The 17,246-nt window shown below is 43.7% G+C and carries 11 protein-coding genes; 8 read left to right on the top strand and 3 right to left on the bottom strand.

What is annotated here, in order from left to right:
• Nucleotides 1-14: 14 nt before the first annotated feature.
• Genes AC2YHV_RS15695 through AC2YHV_RS15675 form a run of 5 tightly spaced genes read left to right on the top strand, consistent with a single transcriptional unit; the run spans nt 15 to nt 4,182 of the window.
• On the top strand, nt 15-548 hold the full coding sequence (locus tag AC2YHV_RS15695; RefSeq protein WP_057279161.1) for a GNAT family N-acetyltransferase: 534 nt from the start codon (nt 15-17) through the stop codon (nt 546-548).
• 19 nt (nt 549-567) lie between these two features.
• On the top strand, nt 568-1,368 hold the full coding sequence (locus AC2YHV_RS15690; protein ID WP_187050188.1) for an amino acid ABC transporter substrate-binding protein: 801 nt from the start codon (nt 568-570) through the stop codon (nt 1,366-1,368).
• Between the two features lie 24 nt (nt 1,369-1,392).
• The gene (locus AC2YHV_RS15685) at nt 1,393-2,064 is read left to right on the top strand and encodes an amino acid ABC transporter permease (RefSeq protein ID WP_057279163.1); all 672 of its coding nucleotides are present in this window, start codon (nt 1,393-1,395) and stop codon (nt 2,062-2,064) included.
• 4 nt (nt 2,065-2,068) lie between these two features.
• Nucleotides 2,069-2,836: an amino acid ABC transporter ATP-binding protein gene (locus AC2YHV_RS15680; RefSeq protein WP_283929513.1), complete on the top strand. Its 768-nt coding sequence runs from the start codon at nt 2,069-2,071 to the stop codon at nt 2,834-2,836.
• A 5-nt stretch (nt 2,837-2,841) separates the two neighbouring features.
• Nucleotides 2,842-4,182 carry an MmgE/PrpD family protein gene (locus AC2YHV_RS15675; RefSeq protein WP_403188522.1) on the top strand — a complete coding sequence of 447 codons (1,341 nt, stop codon included), beginning with the start codon at nt 2,842-2,844 and terminating at the stop codon, nt 4,180-4,182.
• Nucleotides 4,183-4,500: 318 nt separating this feature from the next.
• On the opposite strand, the gene gltD is transcribed toward AC2YHV_RS15675, so the two are convergent.
• Together gltD and gltB are read right to left on the bottom strand one after the other, a co-directional pair.
• A complete protein-coding gene (gltD, locus tag AC2YHV_RS15670) occupies nt 4,501-5,982 on the bottom strand; it encodes a glutamate synthase small subunit (RefSeq protein WP_096340919.1) in 1,482 nt (493 codons plus the stop codon).
• A 16-nt stretch (nt 5,983-5,998) separates the two neighbouring features.
• Nucleotides 5,999-10,549: a glutamate synthase large subunit gene (gltB, locus tag AC2YHV_RS15665; RefSeq protein WP_487373559.1), complete on the bottom strand. Its 4,551-nt coding sequence runs from the start codon at nt 10,547-10,549 to the stop codon at nt 5,999-6,001.
• Nucleotides 10,550-10,682: 133 nt separating this feature from the next.
• On the opposite strand from gltB, the gene gltC reads away from it, so the two are divergent.
• The 3 genes from gltC to AC2YHV_RS15650 all read left to right on the top strand — a co-directional run bounded on the left by gltC (nt 10,683) and on the right by AC2YHV_RS15650 (nt 12,941).
• Nucleotides 10,683-11,585 (top strand): glutamate biosynthesis transcriptional regulator GltC, encoded by a 903-nt coding sequence (gltC, locus tag AC2YHV_RS15660; protein ID WP_048686286.1) that lies wholly within the window; start codon nt 10,683-10,685, stop codon nt 11,583-11,585.
• Between the two features lie 132 nt (nt 11,586-11,717).
• Nucleotides 11,718-12,212 (top strand): spore coat protein, encoded by a 495-nt coding sequence (locus AC2YHV_RS15655; protein WP_057279168.1) that lies wholly within the window; start codon nt 11,718-11,720, stop codon nt 12,210-12,212.
• Between the two features lie 129 nt (nt 12,213-12,341).
• A complete protein-coding gene (locus AC2YHV_RS15650; RefSeq protein WP_487373558.1) occupies nt 12,342-12,941 on the top strand; it encodes a hypothetical protein in 600 nt (199 codons plus the stop codon).
• A 1,026-nt stretch (nt 12,942-13,967) separates the two neighbouring features.
• Here AC2YHV_RS15650 and AC2YHV_RS15645 read toward each other — a convergent pair.
• The gene (locus AC2YHV_RS15645) at nt 13,968-17,135 is read right to left on the bottom strand and encodes an Ig-like domain-containing protein (protein WP_487373557.1); all 3,168 of its coding nucleotides are present in this window, start codon (nt 17,133-17,135) and stop codon (nt 13,968-13,970) included.
• Nucleotides 17,136-17,246: the final 111 nt, after the last annotated feature.

Raw genomic sequence — 17,246 nt, 5'->3', positions numbered from 1 at the left:
ATAGGAGGCGCAAGATGAGTCAAACATTTCGTGAAGTACGTGTAGAAGATGTGGATAAATTCCTCCAATTAACATTGGATGCTTATGCGAGTATAAGAGAGTTGGACATTCACTTCTCTGCAGCAACGGCCACGAGGGAGGAAGCGATAAAGCATATATCCGAAAATAAGGTATATGTCCTGGAGGAAAACGGGACATTTATTTCGACCGTATCGATCCGGTTGCCTTGGGGCCCTAATCCTGGCCCGCTCGTATTGCCACACATAGGCTGGTTCGCTACAAACCCTGCGTATAAGCGTCAAGGAATAGGGAAAAAAGTGCTGTCATGGCTCGAAGAAGAAATTTTGAAGAAGCAACTGCGAGCCCCTGCGGTTACGCTCGGAACCGCGGATAATCATCCATGGCTAAAGGAAATGTACGAAAAAAGTGGATTTGAAGAGATCGGGCAAAAAGATTTAGGCAAAGGCCATCTCACAATTTATTTGAGGAAAATCTTGCAGCCTGGACAATATCAAGCTTGGACCGAAAAACATAATCAAACCATTTAATAACAGGAGGTAAATTACGATGAAAAAAATTCTTTCCCTTGGACTTGCATTACTTTTCATATTAGTACTTGCAGCATGTGGCAATTCAAAACAAGAGAATGCGGCCAATGATTCCGAACAAAAAACAATTAAAGTGGGGTCCACTGGCCAAAGCTATCCAAATGGTTATCAAGAGGATGGTAAATTAATAGGTTTTGACGTAGAACTTACAGAACTCATCGCCAAGAATTTAGGATACAAGGTAGAGTGGGTCACTTCTGATTTCAGTGGGATAATGGGGCAATTGGGATCAGGTAAACTGGACACCGTTGCGAATGCCGTTGCTATAACACCGGAACGCGAAGAGCAATTTAATTTTACAGAGCCGTATAGTTATTATGGTGCACAAATTGTATCAAGCACAAAAAACGATGATATTAAAGGTTTGGCTGATCTTAAAGGCAAGACCGTTTCCGGTGTGCTGGGGTCTAATAACGTCACAAACCTAGAAAAATATGATAAAAATGGCGAAATCAAAATACGAACCTATGAAACCCGGGATGGTGCGATGCAAGATGCCATTAACAACCGTGTAGATGGCTATATCAATTCCCGCCCAATCCTGGTTGCCGAGATAAAGAAAAATGATCTTCCGCTAAAACTGGTTGGCGATCCAGTGGCCTATGAAAATGTAGGGTATCCATTTACCAAAACAGAAAAAGGCAAAAAATTAAATGATGAATTCACGACAGAAATCAAAAAACTTAAAGAAGATGGTACATTAGCGAAGCTGTCCAATAAATATTTTGGTGAAGACATCACCACGAATTCCGGCGAATAAGCATAGCGGAGGTTTTAAAGCATTATGAATTTTGATTTACAATATATGTTGGAAATTTCCCTGCAAATCGCAAAATTTATTCCAATCACTCTGGTTTTAGCCATCATTTCGATGGCTTTAGCCATTATTATCGGACTTGTAGTAGCCTTGATAAGAAATAGCAATATTTTTGGAATCACCCAATTGGCAGGCTTATATATCTCTTTATTCCGTGGAATGCCAACATTGGTACAATTATTCATCATTTATTACGGTTTACCACAGTTATTCCCGTCGTTGTCAACGATGGAAGCAATGACGGCGGCAATCATTGGATTCAGTTTGAAGGAATCCTCTTATTTAGCAGAAATTTTCCGAGCTGGTTTGAACTCCGTGGACAAAGGGCAGATGGAAGCGGGCCTTGCAACAGGCATGAAAAGAGTGCAGATTTACTCGCGAATCATATTACCACAGGCTGCTTTAAATGCATTGCCCGCAACAGGGAATACATTTATATCTTTGATTAAAGAAACGTCCCTTGCCTTTACATTAGGAATTACTGAACTATTTGCAGAGGGAAAAATTATTGCATCCGCTAACATGCGCTTTTTCGAGACGTATTTGGTGGTTGGCTTGATTTACTGGCTATTGGTTATTCTTTATTCTTGGATACAAAAATACCTGGAAATTTGGCTCAGCAAACCACTTAGAAGGTGATCATATGATAAAAGTAAGAAACTTATCTAAATATTTTGATGATAAACAAGTATTGAACGATATTAACTTGGAAATAAGAACCGGGGAAGTTGTCGCCATTATTGGCCCTTCAGGTTCTGGAAAATCAACGTTATTACGCTGTCTGAACTTGTTGGAAAAGCCCAACAGCGGCACCATCGAAATCAAGGATGTAAAATTGGATACCCAAAAATATAAAGAGAAAGACGCCTATCAATTAAGACAGCAAACAGCGATGGTATTCCAACACTATAACCTTTTTAAAAATAAAACGGCCTTAAAAAACGTGATTGAAGCATTGCTTGTCAGCAAAAAAATGAAAAAAGAGGAAGCCATTCAAATCGGCGTTGATTTATTGAATCGGGTTGGCTTGGAAAAACAAGCCCAACAATACCCCGCTACCTTATCCGGCGGACAACAGCAGCGTGTCAGCATCGCTAGAGCATTAGCTGTGAAACCACATGCCATTTTATTTGATGAACCTACCTCCGCTCTAGATCCCGAATTGGTTAATGAGGTTTTACAAGTCATACGGGAGTTAGCGAAAGAGGATACCACAATGGTGATCGTGACGCATGAAATGCAATTTGCCAAGGAAGTTGCTGACCATGTCATATTCATGGCAGACGGACATATTATCGAACAAGGCACCCCAGAACAAGTAATTGAGCATTCTCTTAATCCGCGAACTCAGCGTTTTTTACGGCAGATGGGAGATGAAACGGAAGGATCTGCCAGGCAAAAAAGGAAGTGAAGTGCATGAACACGGAAAGGTTATCTGAAATGATTTATCATTCCAATCCGTTGGTAAATGAAGGAGTATTACAAGCTGCAATTGATGGACTTCTTGATTATCTTGCTGTTTCCTATCAAACGAAATCCGAAAAGGAAATTAAGATTTTAAAGCAAATCATTTTGGAAGAAGGCGGAAATGGGACGAGTTACTTGATTGGAAGCCACATACATGCAACAAGATCCCAGGCCGCACTCTTCAATGGCTTTCAAGCTCATTTACTAGATTATGATGATGTACATTCAGACGTACGAGGTCATCCAAGCGCAGTCATTTTGTCTGCTTTGTTAGCAGTTGGAGAACCTGAAATGACAGGAAAACGTTTTTTAGCTGCCTATGTGGTTGGTGTGGAAATCATGGCTCGGTTCGGGGAAGCTATGAACCCATATCATTATACAAAAGGCTGGCATAATACAGCTACACTTGGCGTAATAGCTGCAGCTGGTGCGGTTGCGTATTTACGGGAATACTCACCACGCTTAATAGCTGAAACCATGAGTCTTGCAGCTACCCAATCGGCGGGTTTACGACTCCAATTTGGCACTGTAATAAAGCCGCTCCATGTAGGGATTGCTGCTAAAAACGCTGTGGATTCCGCTGATTGGATTCGGATGGGATTACATAGCAACCCCGACTTTTTGAATGATAAGAATGGATTCTTTGAGGTATATGCAGAAAATGGAGTTCCCGATTTGACGGAAAATTGGGGAAAGACATGGCGGATCGTAACACCGGGATTATGGTTTAAACAGTACCCTTTTTGTTCTGCTGCGGCACATGGCGCTGATGCAGCTGTCTTTTTACATAAGACGTACGATTTGTCGGAAGAAGATATTGAATCGGTGAGTGTTTGCTTTCCTCCAAATGGTGATTCCGCTTTGATTCACCATAGCCCTTCAACCGGTGAAGAAGGAAGATTTTCGATTGAGTATATTGTATGGCTCGCGCTTACAGGCAAGCCCCTGACCTTTGCTTCTTTTGAATCGAAACCTCTTCCCCATTCATGGAGAAAATCCTTGCAAAAAGTAAATAGGGAGACGGATGCAACGATCAAGCCTTCCAAAGCAGCACTCCCAGTGGGAAGATTTACAATTGTGACCGTGACCACAACGAGTGGGGACGTACTATCGAAACGAATTGATACACCTAAAGGAAGTCCTGGGAACCCATTAACAAAACCCCAGCTAATAGAAAAATTGCATAAAGCCATAGGAGATGAAGTAGAGACAGAGAAAATAATAGCGGCTGTCCACGCACTGAATCACACATCACTTGGCGTTCTTCAAGAAGCTGACTATAGAAGCTGACTGAAAGTAAATTAGGCGAACAGTATTTATGCTGCTCGCCTAATTTGTATACCATCTTATACGTGAGGTGAGTTTCGGCGTTTTACTCTTGAATTCCGGGCATTTACTCATGAGTTTCGGCGTTTTACTCGTGAGTTTCGGCGCTTTACTCGTGAATTCCGGGCATTTACTCGTGAGTTTCGGCGCTTTACTCGTGAATTCCGGGCATTTACTCGTGAGTTTTGGCGCTTTACTCGTGAATTCCGGGCATTTACTCGTGAGTACATATTTCCCACCACAGAAAAAAAGAAGCGCCATAATGGCACTTCTTTTTTGAGTTTAAGGCAATACGGTTGCACCCATCAAGTAGCGGTCCACTTCTCTTGCCACTTCTCGGCCTTCATTGATTGCCCAAACGATGAGGCTTTGCCCTCTTCTTGCATCTCCGGCAGCGAAAACCCCTTCGACATTCGTTCTGTATTCGCCATAGACGGCATCAATTTTTTGATTGACTGTTTCTACGCCAAATTGAGTTAATAGCGGCATTTCCGTTCCTTCAAATCCGATTGCGATGAAAACGAATTGTGCAGGCCATACTTTTTCAGTTCCTGGAACTTCCCTGAAAATGTACATTCCGTCATCGCCTTTGATTTTTTCCATGGAGATTGTGTGCAGTTCTTTAACGTTGCCATTTTCATCGGCGACGATTTTTTTTGTTTGGATTGAATATTGACGCGGATCTGCACCGAATTTCGCTTCCGCTTCTTCATACGCATAATCAAGGGAAAAGACATTCGGGTAGGCCGGCCACATATTATCAGATGTACGGGCCGTCGGTAGGATTGGATGCTTCCCGAATTGTACGACGCTCTTACATCCCTGGCGAAGGGCAGTTGCGACACAGTCAGCTCCTGTATCCCCGCCGCCGATGACGATGACATCCTTCCCCTTTGTGTCTATAAACTTGCCGTCTTCAAAATTGGAGTCCAACAGGCTTTTAGTCGATGTAGTCAAGTAATCCATTGCAAGGTGAATGCCTGATGCCCCGCGTCCTTCAATTACCAGGTCACGCTGCTTTTGGGCACCTGTGCAAAGGATGACTGCATCATATTGATCTTGCAGTTCTTCGGCTGTTATATCTTTGCCTACTTCTGTATTGGTAATGAAATCGATGCCTTCCTGGGTCAATAATTTGATTCGGCGTGCAACGATATCCTTTTCAAGTTTCATGTTCGGGATTCCGTATGTCAACAGCCCGCCTGCACGGTCTGAGCGCTCATAAACCGTGACCGAATGACCTGCCTGATTCAACTGGTCGGCACTCGCCAATCCTGCCGGGCCCGAACCGATGATGGCAATTTTCTTGCCGGTCCTGCTTTCAGGGATGCGAGGCGTTATCCAGCCATTTTCAAATCCTTTATCGATGATGGTCCGTTCTATGTTCTTGATGGTAACGGCAGGATCGCTTATCGCTACCGTACAAGACCCTTCACAAGGGGCCGGGCAGACGCGCCCGGTGAATTCAGGGAAATTATTCGTTTTCGATAAACGGTCCAATGCTTCTTTCCATCTGCCGCGGTACACCAAATCATTCCACTCCGGAATAAGGTTATGAATCGGACAGCCCGTAGTGACTCGGTTCAATTCCATGCCCATATGGCAGAAAGGGGTGGCGCAGTCCATACACCGCGCTCCCTGTGTACTTAACTTTTCGTCAGAGAAAGGAGCTGTATACTCTCTCCAGTCATTTAAACGAGTGAGAGGATTCCGGTCTTTTGGTTTTTCTCGCGGATAATCCATAAATCCTGTTGCTTTTCCCATCTTTCTCTCCCCTTCCTTACTGCATCACAGCTTGTTTAGTGATTTTTTTATCTTGAACGGCATTTGCTTGGAATGCACTCATGATCGCTTCTTCATCCGATAGCCCTGCACGCTTCTGCTCATTGATGCTTTTGATCATCCGTTTGTAATCTTTCGGAATGACTTTTACGAATTTCTTTGCGAAATCCTCCCAGTTCTCCAGTACATACGATGCTTTGGCACTTTCTGTATAATGAAGGTGGCTGTAAAGCATTTCTTTTACCTCGTTGGCATCATCCATATCATCAAGCGTCTCGAATTCTATCATTTCGCCATTGCATAATGCCTTGAATTCTTCTGCATCATCAGCAAGTACATAAGCGATGCCGCCTGACATGCCTGCCGCAAAGTTTTTGCCGACGTCGCCCAGAATGACCACGCGTCCGCCAGTCATATACTCACAGCCATGATCTCCAATTCCTTCAACGACGACATTGACTCCACTGTTCCGTACGGCAAATCTTTCTCCCGCACGCCCATTAATGTAGGCCTCGCCGCTTGTTGCACCATATAAGGCGATATTTCCAGCAATTACATTGTCCCCGGCCTCGATCTGATTTCCAGAAGGTGCCGTGACAATGATCTTCCCGCCAGATAAGCCTTTCCCAACATAGTCATTCACATCACCAGTCAAATACATCGACATCCCCTTTGGAATGAACGCACCGAAGCTCTGGCCCGCCGATCCTGTAAAACGAAGTGTGATCGTATCTTCAGGCAACCCTTCCTCACCGTAGCGTTTGGATACTTCACTGCCGACGATCGTTCCGACCACACGGTTCACATTGGTAATCGGGAAGCTGACATCCACCTGGGTTTGGTCATTTAAAGCAGGCTCCACAACAGGTAAAATCTCACGGATATCCAAAGATTCTTCTATTTTATGGTTTTGCGGGAGTTGATACGTACGAATCCCCTCCGGTTGGAAAAGAAGTGTCGTCAAGTCCAGATGCTTCGCTTTCCAATGGTTTTGCGCCCGCTCGCTCACTTGTAAAACATCAGTGCGGCCGACCATTTCTTCCAGTGTTCTAAAGCCAAGCTCAGCCATCGTTTCCCGGACTTCCTCAGCGATGAAGCGCATGAAATTCACGACATGATCCGCATCTCCAGTGAATTTGCTGCGAAGTTCAGGGTTTTGGGTAGCTACCCCGACAGGACATGTATCCAAATGGCAAGCACGCATCATGACACAGCCTAGGACCACAAGCGGTGCTGTAGCAAAGCCGAATTCTTCGGCTCCTAGGATAGCTGCCATGACCACATCGCGTCCCGTCATTAACTTCCCATCCGTTTCAAGGACGACACGGCTGCGCAGGCCATTCAGCATCAATGTTTGGTGTGCTTCGGCAAGACCCAGCTCCCAAGGAAGACCAGTATGTTTGATACTCGTTTTTGGTGATGCACCCGTACCGCCATCATACCCGCTGATAACGATGACATCTGCGGCTCCTTTGGCCACGCCGGCTGCGATCGTGCCTACGCCTGCTTTTGACACAAGCTTGACGCTGATCCTGGCATCACGGTTCGCATTTTTCAAATCATGGATCAGCTGTGCCAAATCTTCAATCGAATAGATATCATGATGCGGAGGCGGTGAAATCAGGCCGACACCTGGTGTGGAACCGCGGACCTCTGCAACCCAAGGATATACTTTGTTCCCTGGCAGCTGGCCGCCTTCACCCGGCTTAGCACCTTGCGCCATTTTGATTTGAAGTTCATCGGCATTAACAAGGTAATGGCTTTTCACTCCAAAACGGCCGGACGCAATTTGTTTAATACCGCTGCGGCGATTATCGCCGTTTTCATCCAGTTGGTAACGGCTAGGATGCTCCCCGCCTTCACCGCTATTGCTTTTTCCGCCTAAACGGTTCATCGCGATCGCTAATGTTTCATGTGCTTCCTGACTCAATGAACCGAATGACATCGCGCCCGTTTTGAATCGGCTGACGATGGTTTCCACGGATTCCACTTCATCTATTGAAATGCTTTGGCGTTTTTGATCGAACGAGAATAAATTCCGTAAAAACCCAAGTCTCTCTTCATTCGCCAAGTTTGAATATTGCTTAAATAAATTATAATCGCCTTTCCGGCACGCCCATTGCAATGTATGGATCGTTTTAGGATTGAAAGCATGATGTTCCCCTGTTTTTCTCCATTGAAAATCACTTCCGCTTTCAAGCGTTTCATCAAGGGAATCGGCTGCAGCTTTCCTATGGCGAATCAACGCTTCATCTGCGATCGTTACCAAATCGATTCCACTAAGCTGCGATGCCGTACCGCTGAAATAGCGTTCGATCACATCAGCACCGATTCCGACCGCTTCGAAAATTTGTGCGCCGCGATAACTTTGAATCGTTGAAATCCCCATTTTCGACATCACTTTTACGATGCCTTCTGTCACAGAGCTTACATATTTCCTTACCGTTTCTTCGTAGCTGGTGGCCAAACTGCCTTCCAATACCGCCTGCTTATATGTTTCATAGGCAAGATACGGGTAAATCGCATCCACTCCATACCCGATTAGGGATGCATAATGATGGACTTCCCTTGCTTCCCCCGATTCAACGATAATGCTCACCTTCGTACGGTTACCATGGCGGATCAGCTCTTGATGAAGGGCGCTCGCAGCCAGCAGGGAAGGAATCGCAGCTTTTTCTTTGCTCATATCCTTGTCAGATAATATCAAAAGGCTGACACCATCAGCGATCGCTTGTTCCGCTTCACGGCAGATACGATCGAGTTCACTCTCTAAATCTTCTGAAAATAAAGTGTGAATGACTTTGCTCCTGAATTCAGGATAGGCATTTTCTTTCAACTGCTGCATTTGACCCGGCGTCAAAACAGGCGAATCCAATTGAATGCGGCGGCTGTTCGTTTCATCCGGCTTCAGCAAATCTCCTTCCGCACCGAGAAATGTCATCGTTGACGTGACGATCTGTTCACGCAGCGAATCGATCGGCGGATTGGTTACCTGTGCAAAAGATTGCTTGAAATAGTTGAAAAGCGATTGCGGGCGATCTGATAAGACCGCTAACGGAATGTCATTGCCCATGCTGCCCAGTGGATCTTTGCCTTCGTTAATGACCGGCAGTAAATACTTTTGGACATCTTCATACGTGTATCCAAACGCTTTTTGCCTGAATAATAAATCACTCAAAGGCTCCCCTTCGAGCACAGATTCTTCGTCACTTAATTGAACAAGCTGTTCGTCCAGCCATTGCTGGTATGGATTTTCCTGGGCCATTTCCGACTTGATCTCTTCATCGGAAACAATACGACCTTCCTCTAAATCTATTAAAAGCATTCTGCCTGGACTTAAACGATCTTTATATAATACATTCTCCGGCTCCACATCGATCACGCCGACTTCAGAGGAGAAAATAATGTAATCATCTTTTGTTACATAATACCTTGCCGGCCTTAAACCATTTCGATCAAGGATGGCACCGATTTGCTTGCCATTCGTAAAGGATATGGCCGTCGGTCCATCCCATGGCTCCATGAGCATGCTATGATATTCGTAAAATGCTTTCTTTTCCTTCGTCATATGCGGATTTTCCGTCCACGGTTCAGGAATGAGCATCATCGCCGCATGTGCCGGTTTACGCCCGGCAAGCACGAAGAATTCAAGTGCATTATCAAGAATCGAGGAATCACTGCCGTCTATATCCAGAATAGGCAGGACCTTTTGCAGGTCATCCCCGAATGCTTCCGAAACAAACTGCTGCTCACGCGCTTTCATCCAATTCACATTGCCTCTAAGCGTATTGATTTCACCATTATGGATCAGGTAACGGTTTGGATGTGCCCGTTCCCAGCTAGGAAAAGTATTCGTACTGAAGCGGGAATGCACTAAAGCGAAAGCGGAAACGAAAGACTCCTGTTGGAGATCAAGATAAAAAGCATCCACCTGCTCTGGCGTCAACAATCCTTTGTATACGATCGTAGCACTTGAAAGGCTGGCAAAATAAAAACGATTGCCGCGTTCCCGGGCCCAGTTTTCAGCTTGTTTTCTGATAACGAACAATTTGCGCTCAAAAGCTAAATCATCGGCAATCTCTACGCTTGCCCCGATGAATACTTGGCGGATCGTCGGACATGTCTCCTTGCCGACCTCCCCGATTTTCGTTGCATCAACAGGAACCGTTCTCCAGCCTAATAACGTTTGGCCCTCTTGTTCGATAAATACATTCAAACGAGCTTCGATTTCATTCCGTTCATCATCATTGTTAGAGAAAAAGAGCATGCCTACACCATAGCGTCCTTTTGCCGGCAAATTCATTTCCGGACATGCCAGCCTGAAATATTCATCAGGAATCTGTACCATTAATCCTGCGCCATCTCCTGTAAGGGGATCGCTGCCTTGTCCGCCGCGATGATCTAATTGGCACAGCATATTCAGTCCTTGTTTGACGATGTCATGTGTAGCAAGCCCTTTTAAATGAGCGTATAAACCGATCCCACATGCATCATGTTCAAATTCAGGATGGTAGAGCCCTTGTGCTTTTGGTATTTGATTGTATGTCATATTAATCGCCCCCATCATATTCTTACACCGTTATGTCACTTACATTTATTCTAGGTTTTCAAATCGATATAAACAATATATAATTCTAGTAGAATCCATCTCAAATTGAGATGAATGGCAGGAGGATGAATAAATGGAACTACGACAATTACGTTATTTTGTTGAAGTCGCCGAGAGGGAACACGTCTCAGAAGCCGCAGAACACCTGCATATCGCACAATCAGCAATCAGCCGGCAAATCTCCAGACTGGAAGATGAGCTTGGCGTACTTTTATTCGAGAAAGTCGGCCGGAATATCCAGTTAACCCCAATTGGTAAAATTTTCTTGATCCATGCCAAAACGGCGATACAGGCGATTGAATATGCCAAATATCAAATTGAGGAATTTTTGGACCCTGAACACGGAAGCATTAAAATCGGGTTCCCGACCAGCCTCTCCACCCATTTACTGCCTACCGTCATTTCCGCTTTTAAAGATGAGCAGCCGAATATCGGCTTCCACTTAAGACAGGGATCTTATTCCTCTTTAAAGGAAGCTGTCAAAAATCGCGAAATAGGATTAGCCTTCCTTGGACCGATCCCGACAAACGATCCAGATATCGAGGGTCATATCCTGTTCACGGAAAACATATCCGCTTTACTGCCAATCACTCACCCATTGGCTGATAGGAAGAGTGTGCGCCTAAGTGATTTAAGAAATGATCCCTTCGTCTTGTTTCCAAAAGGATATATCTTTCACACTATCGCTCTCGAAGCGTGCAAAGCAGCCGGTTTCACACCGAACATCGCCTCGGAAGGTGAAGACATGGATTCCATAAAAGGGCTCGTTTCTGCCGGAATCGGAGTCAGTCTGCTCCCTGACAGTACCTTTTATGAAGTCATTCCAAGACTCACTGTCAAGATCCCGATCGATACGCCCGAAGTCAAACGGACGGTCGGCATCATCACTCCTAAAAACAGGGACTTGGCTCCATCAGAAAAACTTTTTTACCAATTTGCCAAAAAATTCTTCTCTGTTCTCGAACAATATCAATAAAACATGGCCTTCAAAACTGTTAATGGAAATTGAAGATGGGACAGATCTTCCCATAAATATTTCACTAAACAACTTACCTATAGCCCACTGAACGAATAATGTATCAAGATTATTCGTTCAGGAGGAATTTACATGCAACCCACCCATTCACATCTTGCTTGGCATGAGACACTCGAGCTTCATGAGTTGGTTGCCGCCCAGTCCAATGCCCTTATGAAATTTAAAATTGCTTATCCAAAAATAAAAGACCCCATTCTAAAAACGATATATAAGCAAACGATCGACACCCTTACCCAAAATATCATGGAGCTGCTGCAATTTTACCCGTTGACGCCTAAAACGGGCAGGGATGACGATGCATCAAGAGATGACGCATCGGCCGCCGCTGCCGGGGAATTGCTAGGATTTGCCAAATCATCTATCAAAAATTACGCAATGGCGATTACGGAAACAGCCACCCCTTCCCTTCGAAAGGTATTTAAGAAACATTTAAATGGAGCCATCGATACCCATGCCAAGATTTTCAACTACCTTTATGAAAGAAATCTCTATCCTGCTTACGACTTGAACCAATTGCTTCAAAATGACGTCGATGTTGCCAATAAGGCTCTTTCCCAACCTTTCTAAATACGAAAAAAGGCAAGCATTCCGATTGCTTGCCTTTTTTGCCGCATTCCGATTCCGTTTTTCAATATAATGTTATAATATATTAGAATTGGATTTAATTAGGTCAATAGTATTCAAGAGGTGATAATCATGAAAAAGATCATTTTATCCATCATCCTTTCCCTGCCCTCATTTTCCTTAGTTGCCTGTAAGGCCGTTGAGCCAAAATCCGTGAATATCCTTTCAGTTCCAGAGCTGACAGCAAGGGAGAAAGCCATCCTGGATAATTCAAGTGAACATTCCTTTCTTATCGATTTCAGTGTGGATGATACATACAAGGAGATGTCCGTCTGGGTCGAAAAATATGAATTTGGCAAACTTGTCGAACCTGAAATGGGACGCATGACAACGGGGATTGAAAAGAATGGGACAATCATCTTTACGACATCGAAAACGGATGATGACCAAAAACGATCGATGTTCAACGTCAGCATTCAAAACGATGATGGTACGGATACGGTTACTTATCCTGAAACCATTGATGAAATGGATTCCAGCGTATGGGGCAGTGCTGGCAAACTCAAAATAAACAGCACAAACAAGCTTGCATTGGCGAGTATATGTTACTCAAGCGGAAATGAAGGCATACGTTCACTTTCCACTGGTTTTTATGGTGATACGGAAGGACATATGGACGAGTTGAAGGAATACGATGTGGTCTACCTCCTGAGAAGTGAATTCACTAAATGAGCTGACAAATTAAAGGGGGAAGTTAAATCGAACATGCCCCTGCATTGTTTTTTCATTCTGCCCTATTTACCGCATCAAGACCTCCCCTTTCAGTCATCTCCCTAGCCTTACAGTAATCCCAATTAGCCGCCCGATGCATTACATATATTCTGCATCATGCTAGATAAAAACTCATGCTTTAAGAGCAATTCAATATCGAAGTGGTGGAATTAGCGGATCCAAAAGCATATGAGAGTCCCCCAAGAGCTGGCTCCCATAAATTCACATCCTCTTATTATTCTCATCTATATTAGTGAATTATTTAAAGTCTTTCACTTCTAAATTAATACCATCTACTTTATCTTTGATACATTAGTTAAAAACGATCATTTAATGTTTGTCACAATTAATTCGACATCCATAAAAAGGGGGTTGAAGAAAGAGGCATTTGGGTGTAATCTTTAAAAATAAAAAACGGAAAGAAGATATTTAATTGAAGAAAATCCTCCTCCTCTTTGCAGCAGTAGTCATTGCAAGCTCTCTCGGACATCAAATAAACGGCGGATATATGGACCCTCGAAAATCCCGCCCTAGGTATATACATTTAAAATAAGGAATCATTTATAAAAGATTGATTCTTATAATGCATTAAACTGTTAATGTTAACATTTTTAGCACATAGCAAGAGATTTGGATTTAAGCAGGAAGTTACCCCAAACGCTCATTCCCAGCCTCAACCGAAAGCGTTCCTAACCCAATTGAGCAAGCTAAAATAATATCTTATGCTATTACTCTTCCTTTTTTCATTTTTTCATTATATTTCCTCCTGACATTTATTATTGAACAGATCAATGATGTAAGAACGGCGAGTACATGAGGTTTCAGAATTAAAAAACGAAGCTCCAGATCTGATATCATGCTATGAAAACGCACAGGCACAAGACACGCTCATGACAAAAACACCGCATATCATCGAGCGGTGTTTTCATTCGTTTTCTCACAAAAAAAAGGCCGTTTAACATGTAGTTAAACGGCCTTCCCCTGTCACTATTTAGCTTTCTTTACGGTTACTTTTGTTGCTTTTCCTGTATTGCCCGCTTTGTCTTTTGCTGAGACGTATAATGCGGACCCTGCTTTTTTCTTGCTGATTTTGACGGAGAAGTTCCCCTTACTATCAGCTTTTGCCGTTCCGATGTTTTTATTGCTGTGCTTCACGGTAACGGTTGAACCGATTTCCGCTTTACCTGTTACTTTTGTTGCTTTGTCGTTTACTTCATTCACCTTTGGTGCTCCTGGAGCCGTTTTATCTTTAACGATTACTTTTGCAGCTTTTCCTGTATTGCCCGCTTTGTCTTTTGCTGAGACGTATAATGCGGACCCTGCTTTTTTCTTGCTGATTTTGATGGAGAAGTTCCCCTTACTATCAGCTTTTGCCGTTCCGATGTTTTTATTGCTGTGCTTCACGGTAACGGTTGAACCGATTTCCGCTTTACCAGTTACTGAAGTAGCTTTGTCGCTTACTTCATTCACTTTCGGTGCATCCGGGGCTGTTTTATCGAGAACCGTCACGGTTGCCGCCTTGCTTTCACGTTTCGCTAAGTCTGTAGCCGTGACTGAAAGTTTAGTTCCGGCCTTTTGCTTGCTGATTTTCACTTTGAAATTCCCTTTGCTGTCCGTGTTACCTGAACCAATCACTTTTTTGGCACTATTTTTGATCGAGATTTTCATGTCCGCTTGCGATTGACCCGTTACATACGTATCTTTGTCACTTAAAGCTTTGACAGTTGGCTTGTTAGGGGTTGCACCCTTATTCACGAATACTTTGATTGAAGATACTGCTAGTTTGGAAGAATCAGAGATATTCACAGTAAGCAGCTGCGCAGCTTTTTGGACCGGAATCGTAACGCTGAACGTTCCGTTGGCTGACGCCGTTCCTTTACCAAGCGTTTTGCTTCCGCTTTTCACTTCGATCACTGACCCTTTTTTAGCTGAACCAGTCAGTTTTGTTTGCGTATCCATCACAAGATTGACTTTAGCATTCAGGTCCACTGTACTAAGTGCACTGTACGCATTCAATCTTCCGTATCCAGAGACTAAATCTTTTCCGACAGGAAGTTCTTCTTCCGGTATGATGATTTCGCCATCTTCCGGTACATAGTCCTCATAAGGGTCTACATTATCTTCTTCTTCAAAAGCGACATATTCCGATGTCTCATGAAGGATTTCCCTTACTTCATTCACTTTCAACCCAGGGTTTCCGGATAATAATAAGGCTGTGGCTGCCGCAACATGGGGAGCTGCCATTGATGTACCATCCATGTAAGTAACATTCCCGTTAGGCACAAGGCTTGGGATGGCTGTCCCTGGTGCGACCATGTCCAACTTCGATCCATAATTGGAATAATCGGATACTAAATCAAGGGCATTGGTTGCACCGACGGATATGGCGTATTTTGATGATGCAGGATAAGAAAGACCTTCCATCCCATCATTACCGCTTGCCACGACAACCATTACATTCTTGGCAGCGGCATGTTTCAAGGCATATTCAATCGTCCTGCTATATTCTCCGCCCAAGCTAAGGTTTATGACCTTTGCACCATGATCCACGGCATATTTAATGCCTAGTGCAATTTTCTCATTGTCTCCAAATCCTGAAGAGTCCAAGACCTTCACAGGCATGATTTTAGCTGCCGGATTGATTCCTTGCATGGAATAACCGTTATCTGCTTTGGCAGCGATGATTCCGGATACATGTGTACCATGTCCATTGTCATCGATTGCTTTTTCTTTCTTATCGATGAAATTCTTACCTGACTCCATTTCAACGACACTCTGTAGATCTGCAAGTGAATCATCGACACCTGTGTCGATAACCGCTACCAACGTATCTTTTAAATTGCGTTTCTTGATAAGGTTCTGCAGTTTTTCGTTATCGATGTCCGCTCCCTTTACGCCTTCTTCCCCGCCGGCGTTATTCAAAGACCATTGATACGGTGATTGAATGTCGGCAGAAAGTGCCTTGTACGTTTTTACCGCTTCGATATATTCCACTTCTGGAAGTTTTTCGATACCGGATAGAGCTGCTGTGCTCATTTTAGCTTGGTTCTTTAACTCGACGACATACATATCATCATACAGAACCTCTTGTTGCTTAGGTGCCGATAATGTTCCATATCCTTTTCCGCTTATCTTGGATTGGACAGCGCTTAATGACTTCCCAGGTTTAAGTTTGACGATATATTTGTTCTTTACATTTTTCGAAGCAGGAAGTTCGACTCCCGCTTTGCTTGCGATATCGACGATCCTCTCACCTGCAAGCTTATCAAGATTGATTTTCTTTGCAATGGCGTCCATATCCTTTTTCAATCCGGCCGGAGCAACGTCTGCCGACTTTTTGAATAAGGCCTTGATCGCTTCTTGCTGCTTGTTGCTAATGACTGCCGTACTGCTTGCTCCATTTTCATTAAGATCCTCAATAAGCGGCTTAATCTCGACTAAGTGTTTATAAACGGCTTCCCTTGCCGTTTTATTACCAGCCAGGTGAAGGGCCAGGAATGGCGAAGCTTTATAGTATAAAGAGGAAAGGGTGCGTCCCTCAGCCGACTTCGTGAGAACTTCATCTCTAAACACGCGGAGTGTTTTTAACATGGATTCTCCCGTTTTCTTATCGTTTACACTCACTTCAACCGGGCAAGCTTCAAGCTCCTCCCCTTCGTCCCCGGCAGATGGCGGCAATGTTACTGAATGCGCATTGATGGAGTATTCAGCTACATTTTCCGCATCCGGAATGGGATTTCCCTCATCATCCGTATCGCCGAAATATTCAACTTTAACATAATATGTGCCTTCCCATGCATATGGGAAATCGACTACAGCTTTTTCATCAGGATAAGCAGAGACAATATAATTGCTCTCATCTTTTTCTGCTTTTTCTTTATCTTGATATACGGAGATATTCAAGATTTTGTCCGAATTGACTTCGAACTCAATATGGGAGAACTTTTGTACTTCTTCTGTTGTGGGACTGATTTGGTACCATTGAACATCCGGTTTTTCAAACTTTCCGTCCAGAGTGTCCCCATTTTTAATCGTTTTTACATTTTCAATGGGTGCTGCAGCTGCTGCTTGAGAATTCAGTGGAACCATCAAGCTGAAAATCAGTGCAAAAATTAGTGCAAACGCCGTAATTCGACTCACATTCTTAAATTTCACGGTTTTCCCTCCAATAATTGGTTAAAAAAATATAGTACTATACCAAACTATCACACTGTAAAATTTTATCAACCAATTTTTTCCCTTTTTTATGTCAAATGCTTGATTTAT

Source organism: Peribacillus sp. SRI_006 (assembly GCF_057586375.1).
The sequence above is the reverse complement of the archived record's forward strand: the minus strand, read 5'-3'. Positions and strand labels throughout refer to the sequence as shown.

Bases quoted from the DNA above. Each gene is read 5' to 3' on its own strand.
- AC2YHV_RS15690 (WP_187050188.1), top strand. From the start codon at position 568: ATGAAAAAAATTCTTTCCCTTGGACTTGCATTACTTTTCATATTAGTA.
- AC2YHV_RS15650 (WP_487373558.1), top strand. From the start codon at position 12,342: ATGAAAAAGATCATTTTATCCATCATCCTTTCCCTGCCCTCATTTTCC.
- AC2YHV_RS15675 (WP_403188522.1), top strand. From the start codon at position 2,842: ATGAACACGGAAAGGTTATCTGAAATGATTTATCATTCCAATCCGTTG.
- AC2YHV_RS15685 (WP_057279163.1), top strand. From the start codon at position 1,393: ATGAATTTTGATTTACAATATATGTTGGAAATTTCCCTGCAAATCGCA.
- AC2YHV_RS15655 (WP_057279168.1), top strand. From the start codon at position 11,718: ATGCAACCCACCCATTCACATCTTGCTTGGCATGAGACACTCGAGCTT.
- AC2YHV_RS15695 (WP_057279161.1), top strand. From the start codon at position 15: ATGAGTCAAACATTTCGTGAAGTACGTGTAGAAGATGTGGATAAATTC.
- gltC (WP_048686286.1), top strand. From the start codon at position 10,683: ATGGAACTACGACAATTACGTTATTTTGTTGAAGTCGCCGAGAGGGAA.
- gltD (WP_096340919.1), bottom strand. From the start codon at position 5,982: ATGGGAAAAGCAACAGGATTTATGGATTATCCGCGAGAAAAACCAAAA.
- AC2YHV_RS15680 (WP_283929513.1), top strand. From the start codon at position 2,069: ATGATAAAAGTAAGAAACTTATCTAAATATTTTGATGATAAACAAGTA.
- gltB (WP_487373559.1), bottom strand. From the start codon at position 10,549: ATGACATACAATCAAATACCAAAAGCACAAGGGCTCTACCATCCTGAA.